The 15,589-nt window shown below is 71.7% G+C and carries 13 protein-coding genes; 6 read left to right on the forward strand and 7 right to left on the reverse strand.

Annotated elements, in window-relative coordinates; translation table 11 throughout:
• Positions 1–97: 97 nt before the first annotated feature.
• From ACFVIM_RS23660 to ACFVIM_RS23670, 3 genes are all read right to left on the reverse strand, one after another.
• The gene (locus ACFVIM_RS23660; protein WP_384304632.1) at positions 98–1,180 is read right to left on the reverse strand and encodes a phosphotransferase; all 1,083 of its coding nucleotides are present in this window, start codon (positions 1,178–1,180) and stop codon (positions 98–100) included.
• A gap of 15 nt (positions 1,181–1,195) precedes the next feature.
• Positions 1,196–1,606 (reverse strand): pyridoxamine 5'-phosphate oxidase family protein, encoded by a 411-nt coding sequence (locus tag ACFVIM_RS23665; protein WP_384304635.1) that lies wholly within the window; start codon positions 1,604–1,606, stop codon positions 1,196–1,198.
• A gap of 217 nt (positions 1,607–1,823) precedes the next feature.
• Positions 1,824–2,486, reverse strand: a complete 663-nt coding sequence (locus tag ACFVIM_RS23670; RefSeq protein WP_384304638.1) for a response regulator — start codon at positions 2,484–2,486, stop codon at positions 1,824–1,826.
• Positions 2,487–2,839: 353 nt separating this feature from the next.
• Between ACFVIM_RS23670 and pdhA the strand changes: the two genes are divergently transcribed.
• The 3 genes from pdhA to ACFVIM_RS23685 are packed head-to-tail and all read left to right on the forward strand — an operon-like array spanning position 2,840 to position 6,424.
• The gene (pdhA, locus tag ACFVIM_RS23675; RefSeq protein WP_384304641.1) at positions 2,840–3,988 is read left to right on the forward strand and encodes a pyruvate dehydrogenase (acetyl-transferring) E1 component subunit alpha; all 1,149 of its coding nucleotides are present in this window, start codon (positions 2,840–2,842) and stop codon (positions 3,986–3,988) included.
• Positions 3,989–3,990: 2 nt separating this feature from the next.
• The gene (locus ACFVIM_RS23680; RefSeq protein ID WP_384304644.1) at positions 3,991–4,971 is read left to right on the forward strand and encodes an alpha-ketoacid dehydrogenase subunit beta; all 981 of its coding nucleotides are present in this window, start codon (positions 3,991–3,993) and stop codon (positions 4,969–4,971) included.
• A 16-nt stretch (positions 4,972–4,987) separates the two neighbouring features.
• A complete protein-coding gene (locus ACFVIM_RS23685) occupies positions 4,988–6,424 on the forward strand; it encodes a dihydrolipoamide acetyltransferase family protein (protein ID WP_384304647.1) in 1,437 nt (478 codons plus the stop codon).
• Positions 6,425–6,515: 91 nt separating this feature from the next.
• Here ACFVIM_RS23685 and ACFVIM_RS23690 read toward each other — a convergent pair whose 3' ends face one another.
• A complete protein-coding gene (locus ACFVIM_RS23690; protein ID WP_384304649.1) occupies positions 6,516–7,433 on the reverse strand; it encodes a D-alanyl-D-alanine carboxypeptidase family protein in 918 nt (305 codons plus the stop codon).
• A 442-nt stretch (positions 7,434–7,875) separates the two neighbouring features.
• Between ACFVIM_RS23690 and ACFVIM_RS23695 the strand changes: the two genes are divergently transcribed.
• Together ACFVIM_RS23695 and ACFVIM_RS23700 are read left to right on the forward strand one after the other, a co-directional pair.
• A complete protein-coding gene (locus tag ACFVIM_RS23695) occupies positions 7,876–8,514 on the forward strand; it encodes a GntR family transcriptional regulator (protein WP_384304651.1) in 639 nt (212 codons plus the stop codon).
• A complete protein-coding gene (locus ACFVIM_RS23700; RefSeq protein ID WP_384304654.1) occupies positions 8,511–9,833 on the forward strand; it encodes a nitrate/nitrite transporter in 1,323 nt (440 codons plus the stop codon). Before ACFVIM_RS23695 ends, ACFVIM_RS23700 begins: the two co-directional genes overlap by 4 nt.
• A gap of 168 nt (positions 9,834–10,001) precedes the next feature.
• Here ACFVIM_RS23700 and ACFVIM_RS23705 read toward each other — a convergent pair whose 3' ends face one another.
• On the reverse strand, positions 10,002–10,829 hold the full coding sequence (locus ACFVIM_RS23705) for a maleylpyruvate isomerase family mycothiol-dependent enzyme (RefSeq protein WP_384304657.1): 828 nt from the start codon (positions 10,827–10,829) through the stop codon (positions 10,002–10,004).
• 254 nt (positions 10,830–11,083) lie between these two features.
• On the opposite strand from ACFVIM_RS23705, the gene ACFVIM_RS23710 reads away from it, so the two are divergent.
• Positions 11,084–13,000: an NHL domain-containing thioredoxin family protein gene (locus ACFVIM_RS23710; protein WP_384304660.1), complete on the forward strand. Its 1,917-nt coding sequence runs from the start codon at positions 11,084–11,086 to the stop codon at positions 12,998–13,000.
• Positions 13,001–13,075: 75 nt separating this feature from the next.
• On the opposite strand, the gene ACFVIM_RS23715 is transcribed toward ACFVIM_RS23710, so the two are convergent.
• Positions 13,076–14,383 (reverse strand): M18 family aminopeptidase, encoded by a 1,308-nt coding sequence (locus ACFVIM_RS23715; protein WP_384304662.1) that lies wholly within the window; start codon positions 14,381–14,383, stop codon positions 13,076–13,078.
• A gap of 454 nt (positions 14,384–14,837) precedes the next feature.
• Positions 14,838–15,518 carry a hypothetical protein gene (locus ACFVIM_RS23720; RefSeq protein WP_384304665.1) on the reverse strand — a complete coding sequence of 227 codons (681 nt, stop codon included), beginning with the start codon at positions 15,516–15,518 and terminating at the stop codon, positions 14,838–14,840.
• Positions 15,519–15,589 lie beyond the last annotated feature (71 nt).

The following is a 15,589-nucleotide window of genomic DNA, read 5'->3' on the forward strand; positions in this document are numbered from 1 at the left end:
CCCCCAGGTGCGCGGTGCGCGGTGCGCGGCCCGGGGTCGTCCGGGGCACCGGGTGAGGTGGTGAAGGCGTCCCGGACCGCGTCGTACTCGGTCGTGGTCAGGTGGTGAAGGCGTCCCGGACCGCGTCGTACTCGGTCGTCCACCACTCCGCCAGCGCCGACACCGCCGCGAACTGCGGGTCGGCGCGGCGGTCATGGCGCTGGTAGCGCCAGCGGAGCATCCAGAAGTCGTTGAGCCGCTCCCACCAGACGCGGTGGACGGCGGCGTCGAGTTCGGCGGCGTCGGCGCCGACGGCACCGCGATAGGCGCGGGCGTAGGCATGGACCTTGGGGAGTTCCAGCTCGCCGTCGGGCTGGAGGAAGAAGATGGCCGCCGCGCGGACCGCCTCCTCGGCGCGGGGCTGCACGCCTAAGCGGTCCCAGTCGACGATGGCGGCGGGTTCGCCGCCCCGGTAGAGCAGGTTCAGCGGATGGAAGTCGCCGTGGACCCAGCCGCCCGCCGAGGCCGGGGGCGGTCTGCGGTCGGCATGGCGCTCCAGCAGGGCGCGGCGGGTCAGCAGCCGGTGCTCGGCGAGGGTGTCGAAGGAGTCATGCGGACTGGCGGCGCGGGCCAGGGCGAGCAACTCGTCGATGAGGGTGAAGGTCTCCTGGGGGTCGGCGCTCTCGTACGGGGGCGTGGCGGTTGCGGAGTGGATTGTTCCGGAGGGAGCTGCTCCGGCGGGCGTGGTCCCGGGGTGCCCCGGCGGGCGGTTCATGACCCGCTCCAGGCACATATGGACCAGGCCCAGCAGGGAACCGAGGCGGCGGGACTCGGGGGTGGTCAGATGGGAACCGTCGCGGTGACGGCCCTCCACCCACGGGTGGAGGGCGTAGCAGCGGCCGCCGATCACGGCGACCGTGTCGCCGTCGACCCCGACGACGGGTGGGGCCACCGGTACCCCGAGCGTCTGAAGGCGCTGGGTGGCGCGGTGCTGGCGGGTGATGGCCTCGTGGTCGCCGTCGAGATGGTGCTTGAGGAAGTAGGAGCCCCGGGTGGTCGCGAGGCGGTAGCCACGGTTGAGGAGCCCTTCGGTGACCCGCTCACAGGAGAGCGGCTCACCAGGGTCCTCGTAGCGGCGCAGCAGTGCGTGGAGGGGCGGAGGGGGCGGAGGGGGCGGAGCGATGACAGATGAGCGCGGCACTTACCAGATGGTAGATCACGCAGCGTGTTGGTTTGGCTGCTCTGAGAGATAGTCCAGGGTGTGGACGGTCGCGAACTGAGGTTCTATCCGCAGATAGACCGGCTCGAAGGGCTTCCCGTCCGCCCGATGGGGTTCCGCCCCGAACGCCCTTACGGTTCGCTCATCCGGCTCGATGATCTCCGCGAGACCCGTGAACTGGACCGACCACATCGCCGTACCGCCCTCGGTGAAGTTGTCCGCGCCATACGCGACGACGGAACGGTCGATGGAACGGTGGTAGCCGAAACCCCGGTGGATACGGAGGAAGACGGCGCCGTCCAGGGTGATGTGACGGGCGGGGGCGACGAAGGGCATCGCGCGCATGCTCGTGGCGAGGCGGCCGTAGGAGACGCCGGAGAGCAGCGAGATGGGGTCCTCGGTGGGCATGCGCCCTACTGTGACGTGTGCGTCCCGCTTTGCGCCAGGGCCGCCCTGCCCTTCCCTCCCGGGGCCCTAAGTCCCCCGGGGCCGCGCCGTGTGGGCCCCGCGCCCATCCCCCTTGCGGGGCGGCCTCCCCGCCGCGCCGCGGCCTTCGCGTTGCGGGCACGAGGGCGCTGCCCATACGGGGGTGTGATCCCGGGCCCGCGCGGGCCCCGACCCGGGGTCAGGGGCGGCGTTCTGCCTGGAGCCGGGCGACGTAGGCGGCGGCCTGGGACCGGCGCTCCATCCCCAGCTTGGACAGCAGGGAGGAGACATAGTTCTTGATCGTCTTCTCCGCGAGATGCAGCCGCTCCCCGATGACCCGGTTGGTCAGCCCCTCCCCGATCAGGTCGAGGATCTTCCGCTCCTGCTCGGTCAGGCTCGCCAGCCTCGCGTCCCCCTTGGGCGCGTTCCCGTCCCGCAGCCGGGCGAGGACGCGTGCCGTCGCCACCGGGTCGAGGAGTGACTTTCCGGCCGCCACGTCCCGTACCGCCGAGAGCAGCTCGTTGCCCCGGATCGCCTTGAGGACATAGCCGGACGCACCGGCCATAATCGCGTCGAAGAGGGCCTCGTCATCGGCGAAGGAGGTGAGCATCAGGCACTGGATGGTCTCGTCCTGGGAACGGATCTCCCTGCATACCTCCACTCCGCTCCCATCGGGGAGACGGACATCGAGGATGGCCACGTCAGGGCGGGTCGCGGGGATCCTGGCCAGGGCTTCTTCGGCTGTCCCGGCTTCGCCGACCACCTCGATATCGTCCTCGACGGTGAGCAGCTCGTGCACACCGCGGCGAACCACCTCGTGGTCGTCCAGCAGGAATACGGTGATTTTTCCTTCTTCGCTCACGAATGCAGTCTCACACACCGGCTCTTCCCGTGCGCCGGGTGGCCGAGATACCGTGCCCGTGTTCCTGACGGAGCCCGCATGGCCTCTGACCAGTGGTTGTTCCCCCATTTCCCGATTTACTTGGAAATCCAAGCAAAATCGCAGGTCAAATGGGGTTTCGCAGGAATGCGGCCCACTGGGTAACGTGCATTTTGGCAGGGCCTCGTCGGGGGCACCTGTCACGCCCGTTCCATCGATCGCGCCGCACCCACCCTGTGCGGAACCCGTGAACGGGCGAGCCTCTCCCCGCCGGGCGGCGGGGTGACCGAAGGCTCCCGGCGACCCCGGGGGACCGGACTGACGGAGGAGCACACGTGACCGTGGAGAGCACTGCCTCGCGCACCCCGCGCCGTGGCGGCAAGCGGGTGAGCGCCGCGAAGAAGCCACAGGATTCCGAGCCCCAGCTCGTGCAGTTGCTGACGCCGGAGGGCAAACGCGTCAAGCATCCCGAGCACAGTGTGGACCTGAGCCCCGACGAGCTGCGCGGACTGTACCGGGACATGGTGCTGACCCGCCGTTTCGACGGTGAGGCCACCGCCCTCCAGCGCCAGGGCGAGCTGGGCCTGTGGGCCTCGCTGCTCGGCCAGGAGGCCGCCCAGATCGGCTCCGGCCGCGCCCTGCGCGACGACGACTATGTCTTCCCGACCTACCGCGAGCACGGCGTCGCCTGGTGCCGCGGGGTCGACCCCACCCATCTGCTGGGGATGTTCCGTGGGGTGAACCACGGCGGCTGGGACCCCACCAGCAATAACTTCCACCTCTACACCATCGTGATCGGCTCCCAGACGCTGCACGCCACCGGCTACGCGATGGGGATCGCCAAGGACGGCGCCGACGCGGCCGTCATCGCCTACTTCGGCGACGGCGCCTCCAGCCAGGGCGATGTCGCCGAGGCGTTCACCTTCTCCGCCGTCTACAACGCGCCGGTCGTCTTCTTCTGCCAGAACAACCAGTGGGCGATCTCCGAGCCCACCGAGCGCCAGACCCGGGTCCCGCTCTACCAGCGCGCCCAGGGCTTCGGTTTCCCCGGGGTCAGGGTCGACGGCAATGACGTGCTCGCCTGTCTCGCCGTGACCCGGTGGGCGCTGGAGCGGGCCCGGCGCGGCGAGGGCCCGACGCTGGTGGAGGCGTTCACCTACCGGATGGGCGCGCACACCACCTCCGACGACCCGACCAAGTACCGCCACGACGACGAGCGCGCGGCCTGGGAGGCGAAGGACCCGATCCTGCGGCTGCGCCGCTATCTGGAGCGGGAGAAGTTCGCGGACGACGCGTACTTCACCGGGATCGACGAGGAGAGCGACGTCCTCGCCCGCCGGGTCCGCGAGGCCGTGCGCGCCATGCCCGACCCCGACGCCCTGTCGATGTTCGACCATGTCTACGCCGACGGGCACGCGCTCGTCGACGAGGAGCGCGCCGAGTTCGCCGCGTACCAGGCGTCCTTCGCCGAGGAGGGAAACTGACCATGGCAGCGACCAAGCTCCCCCTGGCCAGGGCGCTCAACGAGTCCCTGCGCCGGGCCCTGGAGAACGACCCCAAGGTCCTGATCATGGGCGAGGACGTCGGCAAGCTCGGCGGGGTCTTCCGGATCACCGACGGCCTCCAGAAGGACTTCGGCGAGGACCGGGTGATCGACACCCCGCTCGCCGAGTCCGGCATCATCGGCACCGCGATCGGGCTGGCGCTGCGCGGCTACCGCCCGGTCGCCGAGATCCAGTTCGACGGTTTCGTCTTCCCGGCGTACGACCAGATCGTCACCCAGCTCGCCAAGATGCACGCCCGCGCGCTGGGCAAGGTCAAGCTGCCGGTCGTGGTCCGTATCCCGTACGGCGGCGGCATCGGCGCGGTCGAGCACCACAGCGAGTCCCCCGAGGCGCTCTTCGCCCATGTCGCAGGCCTCAAGGTGGTCTCCCCGTCGAACCCCTCGGACGCCTACTGGATGCTTCAGCAGGCCATCCAGAGCGATGACCCGGTGATCTTCTTCGAGCCCAAGCGGCGCTACTGGGACAAGGGCGAGGTCGACACCGACGCCATCCCCGGTCCGCTGCACACCGCCCGGGTGGTCCGCACCGGCACGGATCTCACGCTCGCCGCCTACGGCCCGATGGTGAAGGTCTGTACGGAGGCGGCCGAGGCGGCGGCCGAGGAGGGCCGCTCCCTGGAGGTGGTGGACCTGCGCTCGGTCTCGCCGATCGACTTCGACACGATCCAGACGTCGGTGGAGAAGACGGGACGGCTGGTCGTGGTGCACGAGGCCCCGGTCTTCCTCGGCTCGGGCGCGGAGATCGCCGCCCGGATCACCGAGCGGTGCTTCTACCAGCTGGAGGCGCCGGTCCTGCGGGTCGGCGGCTTCCACGCCCCGTATCCGCCGGCCCGGGTGGAGGAGGAGTACCTGCCCGGTCTGGACCGGGTGCTGGACGCCGTCGACCGCTCGCTCGCGTACTGAGAGGGGTGCCGTGACCATGACCAACACTTCGCTCCGCTACCGCGAGTTCAAGATGCCCGACGTGGGCGAGGGGCTCACCGAGGCGGAGATCCTCACGTGGTACGTCCAGCCCGGTGACACGGTCACCGACGGCCAGGTGGTCTGTGAGGTCGAGACCGCGAAGGCCGCCGTGGAGCTGCCGATCCCGTATGACGGGGTGGTGCACGAGCTGCGCTTCCCGGCGGGGACGACCGTCGCCGTCGGCCAGGTGATCATCGCCGTGGACACCGGGGAAGGCTCCGGGGAGGCGCCGGTGACGGAGGTCTCCGTACCGGCTCCGGCCGCCGCCGAGCCCGAGGAGTCCCAGGCATCCCCGGCGCCCGCCAAGCCCCAGGGCCGTCAGCCGGTGCTGGTCGGCTACGGGGTGGCCGAGAGCTCCACCCGCCGCCGTCCCCGCAAGACCACCCCGGCCCCGGCCGCCACCCCCACCCCCGCCCCCGCCCCCGCGCCCACCCCCGCTCCCGCACCCGCCCCCCAGCCGGTCGCCGCCGCCGCGATCCAGAGCGAGCTGAACGGGCATGGCGCGGTGGCACCCCGGCCGCTGGCCAAGCCGCCCGTACGCAAGCTCGCCAAGGACCTCGGGGTCGATCTGGCCACCGTCACCCCCAGCGGGCCCGACGGGGTCATCACCCGTGAGGACGTCCACGCGGCCGTCGCCCCCGCCCCCGAGCCGGTGGCGCCCGAACCCGAGCCCGCCGTCGCGGCGACCGGCGCCCGCGAGACCCGTATCCCCGTCAAGGGCGTACGGAAGGCGACGGCGGCAGCGATGGTCACCAGCGCCTTCACCGCGCCGCACGTCACCGAGTTCGTCACCATCGACGTGACCCGGACGATGAAGCTGGTGGAGCGGCTCAAGGGCGAGAAGGAGCTGGCGGGGCTGCGGGTCAACCCGCTGCTGCTGATCGCGCGGGCCCTGCTCGTCGCCATCCGGCGCAACCCGGAGGTCAACGCCTCCTGGGACGAGGAGCGCCAGGAGATCGTCCAGAAGCACTATGTGAACCTGGGCATCGCCGCGGCCACCCCGCGCGGGCTGATCGTGCCGAACATCAAGGACGCGCACGAGATGACGCTGCCCCGGCTCGCGGAGGCGCTGGCGGAGCTGGTCTCCACCGCGCGGGAGGGCAAGACCTCCCCGGCCGCGATGCGCGGCGGCACGGTCACCATCACCAACGTCGGCGTCTTCGGCATCGACAGCGGCACGCCCATCCTCAACCCCGGGGAGTCGGCGATCCTCGCGGTCGGCGCGATCCGGCTGAAGCCCTGGGTCCACAAGGGCAAGGTGAAGCCGCGCCATGTCACCACCCTGGGGCTCTCCTTCGACCACCGCCTGGTCGACGGCGAGCTGGGTTCCAAGGTGCTGGCGGACACGGCGGCGGTGCTGGAGGACCCGAAGAAGCTCCTCACCTGGATCTGACCGACCCGGTTCCGCACGGCCGAAGGCCCGTGACACGTTCACCCGTGTCACGGGCCTTCGGTGGTTCGGCCGCGCGGCTGTGACGCCCCGGTCAGTCGTTCTGTGCCCCGACCGGCAGGCTGCGCAGCTTCATCGTCTTGGCCTGCGAGGTGCCGAAGGCGAAGTCCAGCAGCTTGGCCGCGTCGGTGTAGCGCTTGGAGGAGTTCAGCACCACACCGACATAGGTCTTGGTGCCCTTGGTCGCGGCGAAGACCAGGCAGGGACCCGCCGTGGTGCCGGTACCGGTCTTGATGCCGACGGCGCCCTTGTAGGAGCCGAGCAGCTTGTTGGTGTTGTACCAGGTGTACGTGCGCTTGCCGCCCGCCGCGGTCGGCGCCACGGTCTTGTACGTGGTCGCGCCGACGATCTCCTGGAAGACCTTGCTGCTGAAGGCGTGCCGCGCCAGCTTCGCCAGGTCGATGGGCGTGGTGTAGTTCTGCCCGCCCCGCGAGATGCCGTCGAACGAGTCGTACTTGGTGTTCTTCAGCCCGAGCTGGGCGGCCTTCTTGTTCATCTTGCCGATGAACGAGGAGACCCGCGCCGACATGGTGGAGCCGGTACCGAAGGTGTCGGCGAGCGCGTAGGCCGCGTCACAGCCGGAGGGCAGCATCAGGGCGGAGAGCAGCTGCCGGACCGTGAGCTTGTCACCGGTCTTGAGGTCGGCGGTGCTGCCGCCCTCACGCACCACGTAGTCGCGGTACGACTGCTTGATGGTGACCTTGCGGTTGAGGTCGACCCCCGGGGTGGTCAGCACCGTGATGGCGGTGGTGACCTTGGTGGTGCTCGCCATCTGGCGGCGGAGGTCGTTGGCCTTGCCGTAGATCCCCTTGCCCGACTGCTGGTCGATGACGAAACCGCCCTTGGCGGCGATCGACGGGATCGGCGGGGAGGCCGCCTGGGCGGTGCCGGTCAGGGGCGCCGCGGTGAGCAGGAGACCGCTGGAGAGGACAACCGTGGCGGCTCTGCGCACGCTCGTGTTGCTGAGTATCAAGAGAAAGCTCCGAGTTCGGACATCCGTGAGGAAAACGCCTGATGATGGCCCGTGAGCAAACAAGGGCCCGGATGAATGACGAGCGAACCTCTCGAACGGATGCACAGAATCCCGATATTTCTTCGAAAATCTCACCCCTCCCTGCCCCACCCGCCCCATCCCCACGTGATCGACCACCCCGACTTCTCGTGTGAGAGCTCCGCCCCCGGCTCACCCCAAGGGCCTCTGCCGGTGATTAGCTCCGTGTGAGGACTCGACCTACCCGAGGTCGGTTCTGAGCCAAAGGGGCGCGTCGAGTTTTCACGGCCGTCGCGCGGAGATCGCGAGGAACGAGCGATCGAGCACGTCGGACGCGAAAATCTCGACCAAAGCGCCCCGGAGGCGAAGGACCGTTAAAAAAACATGTATCTATGCTGTGTGCATGGCTGCCGCTCCCGCCGCTCAGCGCGTCTACGCCCATGTCAAGCAGGCTGTCCTCGACCGCCGTTACGCCGGAGGCACCCTCCTGACCGAGGGCGAGCTGGCCGATGCCGTCGGCGTTTCCCGTACTCCCGTCCGTGAGGCGCTGCTCAAGCTGGAGGTCGAGGGGCTGATCAAGCTCTATCCGAAGAAGGGCGCGCTGGTGCTCGCCGTCTCCGCGCAGGAGATCGCCGATGTGGTGGAGACCCGGTTGCTGGTGGAGGAGCACGCGGCCCGTAAGGCGGTGCCCGCGCCGCCCGCGCTGATCGTGCGGCTGGAGGAGCTGCTGGAGCAGCAGAGGCGCCATGGCCGGGACGGGGATCTGGCGGCCGTCGCGGTCACCGATCGGGCCTTCCACGCGGAGATCGTCCGCAGCGGTGGTAACGCGATCCTCTCCCGCCTCTACGACCAGCTCCGTGACCGCCAGTTGCGGATGGGAGTCGCCATCATGCACGCGCATCCGGACCGTATCGCCAAGAACGTGGCCGAGCACGGCGAGATCCTCGACGCTCTCAGGGCGGGTGACGCGGACCGGGCCGCCGCGCTGGTGCGGCGCCATGTGGGCTGGTTCAGCACGCTGGCCCGGGGAGAGGTCCGGTGAGCGCCCCGGCCGGTATACCGGGCGGGGTCGCGTCCCCGCCCGGCGGTCCACGGGCCGCCTGGGTCTGGGGGATCGGGGTGGCGGTCTATCTCGTCGCCGTCATCTTCCGTACCTCGCTGGGGGTCGCGGGCCTCGACGCCGCCGAGCGCTTCGACGTCAACGCCTCCGCGCTCGCCACCTTCTCCATCCTTCAGCTGCTGGTGTACGCGGGGATGCAGATACCGGTGGGGCTGCTGGTCGACCGGTTCGGGTCCCGGCGGGTGCTGGTGCTCGGCGCGCTGCTGTTCACCGCCGGACAGCTCGGCTTCGCGCTCGCCCCTTCCTACGGCACCGCGCTGGTCGCCCGGATCCTGCTCGGCTGCGGGGACGCGCTGACCTTCATCAGCGTGCTGCGGCTCGGGAGCTACTGGTTCCCACCCCGGCGCGGGCCGCTGATCGGGCAGGTCGCGGCGTTCTTCGGGATGGCGGGCAACCTGGTCTCCACGGTGGTGCTCTCCCGGCTCCTCGACGACCTGGGCTGGACCGCGACGTTCGCGGGGAGCGCGGTGGCGGGCGTGGTCGTCCTCGTGCTCGCGCTGCTCTTCCTCAAGGACCGGCCGGACGGCGCCCGGCCGCTGCCGTCGCACGGGCCGCGTGGTCATCCCCGCCCCCGGGTCCGGGTCCGCCGGCTGATCGCGGGGGCGTGGGCGGAGCCGGGCACCCGGCTGGGGATGTGGATCCACTTCACCAGCCAGTTCCCGGCGATGGTCTTCATGCTGCTGTGGGGGATGCCGTTCCTGGTCGAGGCCCAGGGCCTGACCCGGGAGAGCGCCGGTTCCCTGCTCACCCTCGTGGTGCTGGTGAGCATGGTGGTGGGTCTGGTGTACGGACAGATCATCGCCCGCCATCACGCGGCCCGGCTGCCGCTCGCCCTCGGTACGGTCGCGGTGACCGCCGTGACCTGGGCGGCGGTCCTGCTCCACCCCGGGGACCGGGCGCCGATGTGGCTGCTGGTCACCCTGTGCGCGGTGCTCGGCGCCGGAGGTCCGGCCTCGCTGATCGGCTTCGACTTCGCCCGCCCGGCCAATCCACCGGAACGCCAGGGGACCGCGTCGGGCATCGTCAACCTCGGCGGCTTCACCGCCTCGATGATCACCCTGCTGGCGGTCGGACTGCTGCTGGACGCCACGGGGGGCGCGTACCGGATCGCCTTCGCGTCGGTCTTCGCGCTGGAGGCGCTGGGGCTGACCCAGATACTGCGGCTGCGTGGCCGCGCGACCCGTCTGGAACGCGAACGGCTGGTCGCGAGCCGGGTGGAGGCGGTCCACGTCCCGGCCTGACCGGGGGCGATGGCCCGTGCGGGCCCGAAGTCCCGTACGGACGGCCAGGTATCCCTACGTACGCCCCTGCCTACATCCCTGTAAAGGCCACACAACCGTCCCGCACCCGTACGGCGGCGACGGTACGCGGCACCGGCGCGCCCACCCCGCGCCGGGAGCCGTTCCGGCTCAGGGGGTGAGCGCGAACTCCCGCAGGATCGCCGCCGCCAGTTCCCCGTCCCCGTCCGTCTTGACCCGGTCCGCCACGGCCGCCGGGCGGACCCGGCCGCACGCCAGCCGGTAGTAGGTCTCCCAGTCCATCGTCAGCGTCACGATCGGCCCCAGCGAGGGCGCGCCGTCGATGGTGCCCCGGCCGTCGGCGTCCACCCGGACCGTCCGCAGGAACTCGACCGGACCGTGCACATCGAGGACCACCGCCGAACGCGGCGGCGCGCCCGCGTCCTTGGCGACGATCTTCGGCAGCCCCTCCAGCAGCACATCCCGCACGATCGTCGCGCCGGGGGAGTCGAGGTTCCCCGGCTGGTTCAGCGCGGTCCGCAGGTCCTGCTCATGCACCCAGGTGTCGAAGGCCCGCATCTGCCAGGCCAGTTCGAGGGTCTGCTCGGCACCGAGGGGAGCGCGCACCAGGGTGTCGGGGGACCGCTTCTCGTTGCGCAGCGCGCGGGCCCGGCGGATCAGGACGTACTCCAGCTCGGAGGTCATCTCCGGCGCGGTGTGGTGGCGCCGGACATCGACCTGCATCTCCATGTACCGCGCGAAATCGGTCTTCACGTGGTAGAGGTCGCGCGGCAGGGTGTGGATGGGCCGCGGGTCGCCGAGCATCTCGGTCTCCATGCCGATCACATGCGAGACCACATCGCGCACCGACCAGGCGGGGCAGGGGGTCGCCCGGTTCCACTCCCCCTCGACGAGCGGCTGGACCAGCTCGGCTATCGCTTCCACGGCGTGGGTCCAGGCATCGGCGTAGGTCTGGAGGCTGGGATGATGGACGGTCACGGGACCCCTCGGCGATCTGCGGGACGCGGGCGGACGGCTGGCTGCGGGCTGCGCAGGAGGCTCGGCAGTGAATTTACGCTGCCTGGCGGCGGCCCGGCAGTCCTTTCGTATGACGATCGTAGGCCCGGCCCCCGGGGGGCACCGCATCCGGTACGCACGGGACCCGCCCGGACACGGGCGGATCCGGCCCCGGTCGGTGCGGGCGGCTACGGGTGTGACCCCGGCCGCCCCGGACCGGGTGGCAAGCTTGAACCATGAACGACGCCGCCCCCGCCACGCCCGCCCCCACCGCCCCGCCCCGCCGACGGGCCCGCGTCCGCGCCCCCGAGCTGGTCGGCGCGGGCGGCTGGCTCAACACCGGCGGCAAGGAGCTGACCCTCGCCGACTTCCGGGGCCGCATCCTGATCCTGGACTTCTGGACCTTCTGCTGCATCAACTGCCTCCACGTCCTCGACGAGCTGCGTGAGCTGGAGGAACGCCACCGCGACACCACCGTCGTGGTGGGCGTCCACTCGCCGAAGTTCGTCCACGAGGCCGACCACCGGGCCGTCGTCGACGCGGTGGAGCGCTACGAGGTGCACCACCCGGTCCTGGACGACCCCGAGCTGGCCACCTGGAAGCAGTACGCGGTACGGGCGTGGCCCACCCTCGTGGTGATCGACCCCGAGGGGTATGTCGTCGCCCAGCACGCGGGCGAGGGCCACGCCCACGCCATCGAGGCCCTGGTCACCGAGCTGGAGGCGGTCCACGAGGCCAAGGGGACCCTGCGACGCGGCGACGGGCCCTATGTGGCGCCCGAGCCCGCCGCGACCGAGCTGCGCTTCCCCGGGAAGGTGCTGCGGCTGCCCTCCGGGAACTTCCTCGTCTCCGACTCCACCCGGCATCAGCTGGTGGAGCTGGCCGCCGACGGCGAGAGCCTGGTGCGCCGGATCGGCTCCGGGGAGCGCGGGCTGGCCGACGGCGACGCGGACAGCGCCCGCTTCAACGAGCCGCAAGGGCTCGCGGCCCTGCCCGATGGCACGGTCGCCGTCGCCGACACCGTCAACCACGCGCTGCGCCGCTTCGACCCGGCGACCGGCGAGACCACCACCCTCGCGGGCACCGGCCGCCAGTGGTGGCAGGGCTCGGCGACCTCCGGGCCCGCCCGGGAGGTCGACCTCTCCTCGCCGTGGGACCTGGCCTGGTGGCGCGGTGAGCTGTGGATCGCCATGGCGGGGACGCACCAGATCTGGGTGTACGACCCGGAGGCGCGGGCCGTACGGGTCGCGGCGGGCACCACCAACGAGGGGCTGCTCGACGGTCCGGCCGCCGAGGCATGGTTCGCCCAGCCGTCGGGGCTCGCGGCGGCGGGCGAGCGGCTGTGGATCGCCGACGCGGAGACCTCGGCGCTGCGCTGGATCGAGGCGAGCGAGCCGGGCGGGGCCGGTCGGGCCAGTGGGTCCAGTAGCGCCGTCGAGTACACCGTCCGTACCGCCGTCGGCACCGGGCTCTTCGACTTCGGACACCGGGACGGCGAGGCCGGTCAGGCGCTGCTCCAGCATCCGCTCGGGGTCACCGCGCTGCCCGACGGCTCGGTCGCCGTCAGCGACACCTACAACCACGCGCTGCGCCGCTACGACCCGGTGAGCGGGCGGGTCACCACCCTCGCGACGGATCTGCGGGAACCCTCGGGCGCGGTGCTGCTCGGCGGCGAGGACACGGGCGAGATCGTGGTGGTCGAGTCGGCCCGGCACCGGCTGACCCGGCTGCGGCTGCCCGAGGAGGCGGTCCGGGTCGATCCGGTCGCCCATCGCACCCGGCGCGCGGCGACCGATGTGGCGCCGGGGGCGCTGCGGCTGGACGTGGTCTTCCAGGCGCCCGCCGGGCAGAAGCTCGACACCCGTTACGGTCCCTCCACCCGGCTGGTGGTCTCCTCGACCCCGCCGGAGCTGCTGGTCTCGGGGGCGGGCACCGGCACCGGTCTCGACCGTGAGCTGGTCGTGGACGCGACCGCGGTGCCCGGGGGCGAGGGCGTGCTCCATGTGTCGGCGATGGCGGCGTCCTGTGACGACGACCCGAACGAGCCGTATCCCGCCTGCCATGTGCACCAGCAGGACTGGGGCGTCCCGGTGCGGGTCACGCCCGGCGGGGTGACCCGGCTGCCGCTGGTCCTCGCGGGTCTGGCGCACTGACCGGCCCCCGCGCCCCGGCCCCCTCCAGCTCCGGTGCGCCCCGGCCCGCCGTCGCGGACCGGGGCGCGGGGGGCGTCAGCCCCGCAGGAACGAGACCAGCGCGTTCGCCAGCAGATACGGATCGGCCGCGCCGCACAGCTCGCGGGCGCTGTGCATCGACAGACACGCGACGCCGATGTCCACCGTCTGGATCCCGTGCCGGGCGGCGGTGATCGGTCCGATGGTCGTGCCGCACGGCATCGCGTTGTTGGAGACGAACGACTGCCACGGCACCCCGGCCCGCTCGCAGGCCGCCGCGAAGATGGCCTGTCCGGCGCCGTCGGTCGCGTACCGCTGGTTCACATTGACCTTGAGGATGGGGCCGCCGTTGGGGCGCGGGTGGTGCGTCGGGTCGTGCCGCTCCGCGTAGTTGGGGTGGACGGCGTGGCCGACGTCGGAGGAGAGGCAGACGGTCGCGGCGAAGGCGCGGGCCTTGTCCTCGTAACCGCCGCCGCGGGCGAAGACCGAACGCTCCAGCACGGAACCGAGCAGCGGGCCGTCCGCGCCCGTGTCCGCCTGGGAGCCGTTCTCCTCGTGGTCGAAGGCGGCCAGCACGGGGATGGCGTCCAGCTGCTCGCCACCCTCCGCGCCCGCCAGGGCGGCGAGTGCGGCGGTGCCCGCGTGCACCGACAGCAGGTTGTCCAGCCGGGGGGCGGCCAGCAGCTCACGGTCGCGGCCCAGGTAGGCGGGGGGCTCGACGGAGTGGGTCATCAGGTCCCAGCCGGTGACCTCACCCTCGGTGATCCCGGCCTCCTGTTCCAGGAAGCGGATCAGATCGCCCTCATGGACCTCGCCCAGACCCCAGATGGGCTGCATATGGCGCTGCTTGTCCAGCTTGAGCCCATCGGAGACCACCGAGCGGTCGAGATGGATGGCGAGCTGCGGGACGCGCAGCAGCGGGCGGTTGATGTTCACCAGCCGCTGGGAGCCGTCACGGAGGGTGAGTCGTCCGGCCAGTCCGAGATCGCGGTCGAGCCAGCTGTTGAGCAGCGGGCCGCCGTAGATCTCGACGGCGAGCTGGCGCCAGCCGTGCGCGCCGGTGTCGGGCTGGGGCTTGACCCGCAGATTGGGCGAGTCGGTGTGGGCGCCGACGATCCGGAACGGCGTGTGCGGATCGGCTCCCTCCGGTACGTACCAGGCGATGAGGGCGCCGCCGCGGATGACGTACTTGCCCCCGGCGGTGGAGTCCCAGACGTCCGTCTCCCGCACCTGCCGGAACCCGGCCTTCTCCAGCCTCTCGGCGGCGGCGGATACCGCGTGGTACGGGGAGGGCGCTGCGGTCAGGAAGGTGATGAGGTCGTCGGTGTGTCCGCGGTCGAAACGGACGGGCGCGCTGGTGCTCATACGCCCACCTTAACGAGGGGCGTGCGCCGGGGGCGTGTGGTGTACCCCGTGCGCCGCGGGCCGGTTTCGGCGACCGGCCCGGGGCCCGGCCCGGGGCCCGGTGCGGGGCCCGTACGGGGGTTGGTTCCGGGGGCGAGGGGCGGGGTCGGCGCGGGGGCCGGACGCGGGGCTCCGGGCGGGATCGGTGCTGAGGTGGTGCGCGGGAGCGGTGCGCGAGCCGGTTCGGGAGCGGTCCGCCGGGGCGGTGCGGGGGTCGGCGTGGGAGCGGTCCGCCGGGGCGGTGTGCGGCGCGTTCGCGGAGGGGCCGTGCGAGGTCTTCGCGGGGGCGACCCGGCCGGCCGTGCCGCGACCCAGGCGCCCGGACATCGTCCGACCGGGCGGGGCACCGTACATCGTCCGACCGGTCGGGGTACCGGCGCGCCCGCGCTCCGTAACGCCCCCGGCCCGGTCGTTCTCATCCGCGCAGCTTGGCGGAGGGCTTCTCGCCCTTCTGCGCCTGCCGGGAGCGCTCGGCGAGCATGCCCGCGAGCTGGCTCAGCCGCTCCTCGTCGAGCTGGCGTGAGCCCGCCCCGCCGTGTTCGACCAGCAACAGCGTGGTGCCGACCCGCATCTGCACCGTCGCGCCGGGATCGTCCAGATTGGTGAGCCCGCGCTGGGCCCGGTACTCCTCCCCCAGCGACCCGCCGATCTTGACCCGGGTCAGCGGCGGCTTCAGCGGCAGATGCCCGAGCTTCCACAGATGCGGGAAGGCGCTCCGGGCCGCCTTGGCGCTCTGGTAGCCATAGACGGAGAACATGATCCGTCCGCCGTCGACCTTGCTGTGGAGGGACTTGCCGTACGAGACGGCCTTGGCGCACACGGGCGCGGCCGTGCCGGAGCACTGATGGCCCGGGAACCGGGTCAGATCGTCGGCGGTGGCCACCCCGACGCTGGTCCAGCCCTTGAGGACGTCCCGGGGCGGCAGCAGCGCCCGGGTACGGTCACGGTCGAGCACGGGCCCCTTGGCGGCGGCGGAGGCGGAGCTCTTGGGCTCGTCCCCGCCGAAGTCGTCACTGTCGCTCTCGTACTCCCCGAACAGCATGACCAGGAGCGCGAGACCCACCGCCCCGGCCACCGCGTAGCGCCCGATCGCCATCGTTTCCCCCTGTCTCCCCCTGCCGTGTGGCCGCGCTCCACAGACGGTCGGCCCGCGTCCCGGGCGAAGCG

Source organism: Streptomyces sp. NPDC057638 (genome assembly GCF_042800315.1).
GTDB lineage: Bacteria > Actinomycetota > Actinomycetes > Streptomycetales > Streptomycetaceae > Streptomyces.

What these genes read in the sequence shown, in the direction of transcription:
- ACFVIM_RS23665 (WP_384304635.1), bottom strand. Translation starts at nt 1,606, where the DNA reads ATGCCCACCGAGGACCCCATCTCGCTGCTCTCCGGCGTCTCCTACGGC.
- ACFVIM_RS23680 (WP_384304644.1), top strand. Translation starts at nt 3,991, where the DNA reads ATGGCAGCGACCAAGCTCCCCCTGGCCAGGGCGCTCAACGAGTCCCTG.
- ACFVIM_RS23685 (WP_384304647.1), top strand. Translation starts at nt 4,988, where the DNA reads ATGACCAACACTTCGCTCCGCTACCGCGAGTTCAAGATGCCCGACGTG.
- ACFVIM_RS23695 (WP_384304651.1), top strand. Translation starts at nt 7,876, where the DNA reads ATGGCTGCCGCTCCCGCCGCTCAGCGCGTCTACGCCCATGTCAAGCAG.
- ACFVIM_RS23710 (WP_384304660.1), top strand. Translation starts at nt 11,084, where the DNA reads ATGAACGACGCCGCCCCCGCCACGCCCGCCCCCACCGCCCCGCCCCGC.
- ACFVIM_RS23715 (WP_384304662.1), bottom strand. Translation starts at nt 14,383, where the DNA reads ATGAGCACCAGCGCGCCCGTCCGTTTCGACCGCGGACACACCGACGAC.
- ACFVIM_RS23720 (WP_384304665.1), bottom strand. Translation starts at nt 15,518, where the DNA reads ATGGCGATCGGGCGCTACGCGGTGGCCGGGGCGGTGGGTCTCGCGCTC.